Origin of the sequence: Rugamonas violacea (assembly GCF_016461825.1) — a bacterium.
Taxonomy (GTDB): domain Bacteria; phylum Pseudomonadota; class Gammaproteobacteria; order Burkholderiales; family Burkholderiaceae_D; genus Rugamonas.
The window spans coordinates 1-7,078 of sequence record NZ_JAEMNU010000148.1 but is presented as its reverse complement, the minus strand read 5'-3'; the positions used below and the strand labels follow the sequence as shown (position 1 = coordinate 7,078).

The 7,078-nt window shown below is 66.8% G+C and carries 7 protein-coding genes; all 7 read left to right on the top strand.

Annotated elements, in window-relative coordinates:
• Nucleotides 1-1,435 (top strand): chemotaxis protein CheA (locus tag H7U20_RS27625; RefSeq protein ID WP_199762349.1); only part of this gene is annotated, 1,435 nt, incomplete at its 5' end.
• A gap of 271 nt (nt 1,436-1,706) precedes the next feature.
• Nucleotides 1,707-3,110 (top strand): 3-isopropylmalate dehydratase large subunit, encoded by a 1,404-nt coding sequence (gene leuC / locus H7U20_RS27620; RefSeq protein ID WP_199762348.1) that lies wholly within the window; start codon nt 1,707-1,709, stop codon nt 3,108-3,110.
• Between the two features lie 25 nt (nt 3,111-3,135).
• Complete coding sequence (locus H7U20_RS27615; protein WP_199762347.1) at nt 3,136-3,261, top strand: entericidin A/B family lipoprotein; 126 nt, start codon at nt 3,136-3,138, stop codon at nt 3,259-3,261.
• A gap of 53 nt (nt 3,262-3,314) precedes the next feature.
• On the top strand, nt 3,315-3,962 hold the full coding sequence (leuD, locus tag H7U20_RS27610; protein WP_199762346.1) for a 3-isopropylmalate dehydratase small subunit: 648 nt from the start codon (nt 3,315-3,317) through the stop codon (nt 3,960-3,962).
• An 18-nt stretch (nt 3,963-3,980) separates the two neighbouring features.
• Nucleotides 3,981-5,051, top strand: a complete 1,071-nt coding sequence (gene leuB, locus H7U20_RS27605; RefSeq protein ID WP_199762345.1) for a 3-isopropylmalate dehydrogenase — start codon at nt 3,981-3,983, stop codon at nt 5,049-5,051.
• Nucleotides 5,052-5,132: 81 nt separating this feature from the next.
• The gene (asd, locus tag H7U20_RS27600; RefSeq protein ID WP_199762344.1) at nt 5,133-6,260 is read left to right on the top strand and encodes an aspartate-semialdehyde dehydrogenase; all 1,128 of its coding nucleotides are present in this window, start codon (nt 5,133-5,135) and stop codon (nt 6,258-6,260) included.
• Between the two features lie 244 nt (nt 6,261-6,504).
• Nucleotides 6,505-7,078 (top strand): type IV pilus assembly protein FimV (locus tag H7U20_RS27595; RefSeq protein WP_370593268.1); only part of this gene is annotated, 574 nt, incomplete at its 3' end.

Below are 7,078 nucleotides of genomic sequence, written 5' to 3'. Positions count from 1 at the left end.
GGCGGCGCCGCGCGCGCCGTCCGCCGACGGCCTCGACTGGGAAGGCATGTACCTGGCCGTGACCCCGGCCGGCAGCCACACCCCGGCGGCCGCCGCCAGCGCCCCGGCGCCGGCCGGCGCGTTGTCGGCCGAGGCGCTGGCCGAAGGCGTCGCCGTGGCCACCGCCGCCGCCGCCGCCATCGCGCCGTCGGTGGCGCCGCGCCGCGCCGAGGGCGACAAGCGCGAGGAACACCGTCCGCAGGCCGCCCCGGTCAAGGAAGAGAGCATCCGCGTCGACGCCGTCAAGCTCGACGCCCTGCTCGAAGTGGCCGGCGAGTCCGTGCAGGCCGCCAACCAGGCCGCCGTGCTGCTCGAACGCCTGCTGCAATTCAAGTTCGAGGGCCAGGCGGCGACCCTGATGGCGACCCTGGCCGAGACGCTGGAGCGGGCCTCGCGCTACTCCACCGAATTGCAGCGCGCCACCCTGGCGACGCGCATGCAACCGGTCGGCCGCCTGTTCCAGAAATTCCCCCGCCTGGTGCGCGAACTGGCCAAGGACCTGGGCAAGGACGTCGAGCTGACCATCGAGGGCGCCGAGACCGAGGTCGACCGCGTCGTCGTCGACAGCCTGTACGATCCGCTGGTGCACATGTTGCGCAACGCGCTGGACCACGGCGTCGAATCGCCCGAGGAACGCATCGCCGCCGGCAAGTCGACCAAGTCCTACATCTCGCTCAAGGCCTGGCAGGAAGCCAACAGCGTGATGATCGTGCTGCAGGACGACGGCAAGGGCATGGACCCGATGAAGCTGCGCAAGAAGGCGCTGGAGAAGGGCCTGATCAGCGAGGCGGCCCAGCTGAGCAGCGACGATTGCTTCCAGCTGGTGTTCCTGCCCGGCTTCTCGACCAAGGACGTCGCCTCCAGCGTGTCCGGCCGCGGGGTCGGCATGGACGTGGTGAAAACCGCCGTGGAGAAGAACCGCGGCGCCATCCACATCGACTCGGCGCTCGGCTTCGGCACCAAGTTCGCCATCCGCCTGCCGATCGAGCTGTCGATCGTGCCGACCATGCTGGTGTCGACCTCCGGCGCCGCGCTGGCCCTGCCGATGGCGGTGGTGCAGCGGGTCGTCGAACTGCCCGAGGTGTTCCTCGAGGTGGGCGGCGCGCCGGTGCTGAAGGACCAGGGCCGGCCGCTGCCGGTGCGTTCGCTGGCCGCCGCGCTGGGCTACGAGAGCTGCCGCGAGAAGGTGGGCATTGTTGTCGCCGCGCCACAACCGTACATTCTCGCCGTCGAGGCGGTGGACGGCACCGCCGACCTGGTGATCAAGCCGATGACCGCCATTTCGGTCGAGGGCATCACCGGCACGGCGCGCTCGGCCGAGGGCGAACTGGTGCTAGTGGTCGGCCTATCCTTCCTGATGGATGGATGTCGGGGCAACGTGCGCATGGCGGCCTAGCCGACCCACTGGGAAACCAACAATGCCTGCGTACTCCGCAGGCATTTTTTTTGTTATTTTTTTCGCCGAAAAAGCGGCGCCGCCCGCATGGATGTTGGGCCGCGCGGCGGCGGCAAGTCAGACAAAATTTTTATAGGAGTCATACCAGGTGTATCACTACCCAAGTCCGTATCGGCTCACGAGGCCCGGTGGCGGCCTTGGTTTTGCATTGCACAAATATGGCATAATCAAAGTGGACCACTCACACAGGCTGTAGCAGCAAGCACAAATCATGATGAAGACGCTTTACGACAAACTCTGGGAATCCCACGTGGTGCGCGCCGAGGAAGACGGCACCACCATCCTCTACATCGACCGCCACCTGGTGCACGAAGTGACCAGCCCGCAAGCCTTCGACGGCCTGCGCGCCGCCGGCCGCGCGCCCTGGCGCGTCTCGGCCAACCTGGCCGTGGCCGACCACAACGTGCCGACCACCGACCGCGCCGACGGCATCGCCGACCCGGTCTCGCGCTTGCAGGTCGAAACGCTGGACCGCAACGCCAAGGCCTACGGCCTGACCTATTTCAACATGAACGACAAGCGCCAGGGCATCGTCCACGTCATCGGGCCGGAGCAGGGCGCCACCCTGCCGGGCATGACCGTGGTCTGCGGCGACTCGCACACCTCGACCCACGGCGCCTTCGGCTGCCTGGCGCACGGCATCGGCACCTCGGAGGTCGAGCACGTGCTGGCCACCCAGACCCTGCTGGCGAAAAAATCCAAGGCGATGCTGGTGCAGGTCGACGGCGCGCTGCCGGCCGGCATCACCGCGAAGGACATCGTGCTGGCCGTGATCGGCAAGATCGGCACCGCCGGCGGCAACGGCTACGCCATCGAATTCGGCGGCTCGACCATCCGCGCCCTGTCGATGGAAGGCCGCATGACGGTCTGCAACATGGCCATCGAGGCCGGCGCCCGCGCCGGCATGGTCGCCGTCGACGACACCACCATCAACTACGTCAAGGGCCGCCCCTTCTCGCCGGTCGGCCCGCACTGGGACCGCGCCGTCGACTACTGGCGCATCCTGCACTCGGACCCGGGCGCCCGCTTCGACCTGGTGGTCGGCCTGAACGCCGCCGAGATCAAGCCGCAGGTCACCTGGGGCACCTCGCCCGAAATGGTCACCTCGATCGACGGCCGGGTGCCCGACCCCGACCTGGAAAAGGACGCCGTCAAGCGCGACGCCATGGAAAAGGCGCTGGTCTACATGGCGCTGACGCCGAACACGCCGATCGCCGACATCCGCATCGACAAGGTCTTCATCGGCTCCTGCACCAACTCGCGCATCGAAGACCTGCGCGCCGCCGCCGAAGTGGTGCGCGGCAAGCACCGCGCCTCCAACGTCAAGCTGGCGCTGGTGGTGCCGGGGTCGGGCCTGGTCAAGGACCAGGCCGAGCGCGAGGGACTCGACCGCATCTTCAAGGACGCCGGCTTCGAATGGCGCGAGCCGGGCTGCTCGATGTGCCTGGCGATGAACGCCGACCGGCTCGAACCGGGCGAGCGCTGCGCCTCGACCTCGAACCGCAACTTCGAAGGCCGCCAGGGCCAAGGCGGCCGCACCCACCTGGTGTCGCCGGCGATGGCGGCGGCGGCGGGCATCGCCGGCCACTTCGTCGACATCCGCACACTGCGCTGAATTCCCGTTCCACCCTGAGCACATCATGAAAAAACTATTCGTCCTGACCCTCATCGCGCTGCTGCTAGGCGGCTGCAACACCATCAACGGCTTCGGCAAGGATGTCAAAAAAGTCGGCGAGGCGGTTGAAGGCGCTTCCAGCAAAAAATAATCAGCGACACGGCGGGCCCGACGGTCCGCCGTCGCACAACCCGAACGAGAATCATGGATAAATTTATCATCTACGAAGGCCTGGTGGCCCCGCTCGACCGCGCCAACGTCGACACCGACGCCATCATCCCCAAGCAATTTCTCAAGTCCATCCACCGCACCGGCTTCGGCCCCAACCTGTTCGACGAGTGGCGCTATCTGGACCACGGCGAACCGGGCCAGGACAACAGCCGCCGTCCGCTCAACCCGGACTTCGTGCTCAACGAGGCGCGCTACCAGGGCGCCTCGATCCTGCTGACCCGCAAGAATTTCGGCTGCGGCTCGTCGCGCGAGCACGCCCCCTGGGCGCTCGACCAGTACGGCTTCCGCGCCGTCGTCGCGCCGTCCTTCGCCGACATCTTCTTCAACAACTGCTACAAGAGCGGCCTGCTGCCGATCGTGTTGGCAGAAGCGCAGATCGATCATCTGTTCAACGAAGTCAAGGCCTTCCCCGGTTACCGTCTGGTGGTCGACCTTGAACAGCAGCGTATTTCCACCAGCAACGGCAGCGTCTCCTACCCCTTCGAGATCGACGCCTTCCGCAAGTATTGCCTGATGAACGGACTCGACGATATCGGCCTGACCCTGCGCCACGCCGACGCCATCCGTGGCTTCGAAGAGCGTCATCTGGCCACCCAGCCCTGGCTGGCCAACGTCATCTAATTTCTTGATCGAACAAAAATGAAAATTGCTATCCTCCCGGGCGACGGTATCGGCCCGGAAATCGTCGCGCAGGCCGTCAAGGTCTTGAACGTGCTGGGCGAATCCTTCGAGCTGGAAACGGCCGCCGTCGGCGGCGCCGGCTACGCCGCCCACGGCCACCCGCTGCCGGAAGGCACGCTGGCGCTGGCCAAGGCGGCCGACGCGGTGCTGTTCGGCGCCGTCGGCGACTACCAGTACGACACGCTGGAGCGCGCGCTGCGCCCCGAGCAGGCCATCCTCGGCCTGCGCAAGCAGCTCGGCCTGTTCGCCAACCTGCGCCCGGCCGTGCTGTACCCCGAGCTGGCCAACGCCTCGACCCTGAAGCCGGAGGTGGTCGCCGGCCTGGACATCCTGATCATCCGCGAACTCACCGGCGACATCTACTTCGGCCAGCCGCGCGGCGTGCGCGAGTGCCCGGACGGCGCCTTCAAGGGCCAGCGCGAAGGCTACGACACGATGCGCTACGCCGAAGGCGAGATCCGCCGCATCGCCCACGTCGCCTTCCAGGCGGCGCGCAAGCGCGACAAGCGCCTGACCAGCGTCGACAAGGCCAACGTGTTGGAGACCTTCCAGTTCTGGCGCGACATCGTCACCGACGTGCACCAGGAATACCCCGACGTCGCGCTCGAACACATGTACGTCGACAACGCCGCGATGCAACTGGTGCGCGCGCCGAAGAAGTTCGACGTGCTGGTCACCGGCAACATGTTCGGCGACATCCTGTCCGACCAGGCCTCGATGCTGACCGGCTCGATCGGCATGCTGCCCTCGGCCTCGCTGGACGCCAACAACAAGGGCCTGTACGAGCCCTCGCACGGCTCGGCGCCCGACATCGCCGGCAAGGGCATCGCCAATCCGCTGGCGACGATCCTGTCGGCCGCGATGATGCTGCGCTATTCGCTGAACCGCGCCGAACAGGCCGACCGCATCGAGAACGCCGTCAAGGCCGTGCTGGCGCAGGGCCTGCGCACCGTCGACATTTACGAGGCCGGCACCACCAAGGTCGGCACCGAAGAGATGGGCAACGCCGTGGTCAAGGCGCTGGCCTGACCTCGCGGCGCATCGGCGCGGCGCCGCCTGGGCGGCAACGACAACAAAATAAAACGTATAAACGATATTGAAGGAATTGTGATGAAACTAGTAGGCTTGGTAGGTTGGCGCGGCATGGTCGGTTCGGTCCTGATGCAGCGCATGCAGGAAGAGGGCGATTTCGCCCACATCGAACCGGTGTTCTTCACCACCTCGAATCCGGGCGGCGCCGCGCCGGCGATGGCCAAGAACGAGACCGTGCTGAAGAGCGCGAGCGATATCGACGAACTGAAAAAGTGCGAGATCATCGTCTCCTGCCAGGGCGGCGACTACACCGGCGAGGTGTTCCCGAAGCTGCGCGCGGCCGGCTGGAACGGCTACTGGATCGACGCCGCGTCGACCTTGCGCATGGAGCAGGACGCCGTCATCGTGCTCGACCCGGTCAACCTGCACGTCATCAAGGACGCGCTGGGCAAGGGCGTCAAGAACTACGTCGGCGGCAATTGCACCGTGTCGTGCATGTTGATGGGCCTGGGCGGCCTGTTCCAGCACAACCTGGTTGAGTGGATGACCTCGATGACCTACCAGGCCGCGTCCGGCGGCGGCGCCCAGCACATGCGCGAACTGCTGACCCAGTTCGGCACCATCAACGGCTCGGTCAAGCACCTGCTCGACAATCCCGCCTCGGCGATCCTCGAGATCGACCGCCAGGTGCTGGCCACCCAGCACGGCCTGAGCGCCGACGAGACCAAGCAGTTCGGCGCGCCGCTGGCCGGCAACCTGATCCCGTGGATCGACAAGGACCTGGGCAACGGCCAATCGAAGGAAGAGTGGAAGGGCGGCGCCGAGACCAACAAGATCCTCGGCCTGGGCGCCGACTTCGGCTCGAAGGCGATTCCGGTCGACGGCCTGTGCGTGCGCATCGGTGCCATGCGCAGCCACTCGCAGGCGCTGACCATCAAGCTGAGGAAGGACGTGCCGATCGACGAGATCCACGACATCATCGCCGCCAACAACCAGTGGGTCAAAGTGGTGCCGAACACGCGCGAAGCGTCGGTGCGCGACCTGTCGCCGGCCGCCGCCACCGGCAGCCTGAGCATCCCGGTCGGCCGCCTGCGCAAGATGAGCATGGGTGACGACTACCTGTCGGCCTTCACCGTCGGCGACCAGCTGCTGTGGGGCGCCGCCGAACCGCTGCGCCGCATGCTGCGCATCGTGCTCGAAGACTAAGGCGGCTGCTCGGCAAAACCCGGAGGCGGAATCCGGGGTCGGACCCGCCGGGTCCGACCCCGGCTCTGCGCCTTTGGGTGGTTTTTTGTGTCGCTCGCGCCCTAGTCCAGCCACCCAGTCCATATTATCCCCTCCCATAGGGGAACAAAGCACGCGCAAAGCTTGCATGGTCTAGTGCATGATGATATGTTGGGACCTCCGGGAAAGTAACATTTTTCCTCTGACAACCAATATGCCATCCACTATGCCAGCAACCACCCGTCCCAGCATCGTTTCGTTCGCGTTGAACACACTGACCAGCGCCGTCGCCTGCGCAGTGCTCCTGTCTCCCGCAGCAAACGCCGCCGGGCTCGGCAAACTCACCGTGCTGTCCGCCCTCGGCCAGCCGCTGCGCGCCGAGATTGAACTGACCGCCGTCGCGCCCGACGAGGCGGCCGGCCTGGTGGCCAAGCTGGCGCCGGCCGAGGCCTTCCGCCAGGCCAACATCGATTTCAACCCGACCCTGCTGTCGCTGCGCTTCGAAGTCGAACAGCGCAACGGCCGCCAACTGATCCGCATCAGCTCCAGCCAGGCCGTCAACGAACCCTTCGTCGACATGCTGCTGGAACTGAACTGGACCGGCGGCCGCCTGGTGCGCGAATACACCTTCCTGCTCGACCCGGCCGAGATGCGCAGCACCCAGTCGGCCCAGGTGGCCGCGCCGGTGGACGTGCCGAACCGCAACGCCGCGCCCGCCGCCGCCCCGGCCGCCGCCGCAACGTCCGCCGCGGCGGCGCCGGCCCCGGCCCGTGCTGCGCGCGCGCCGCGTGCGGCCGCGA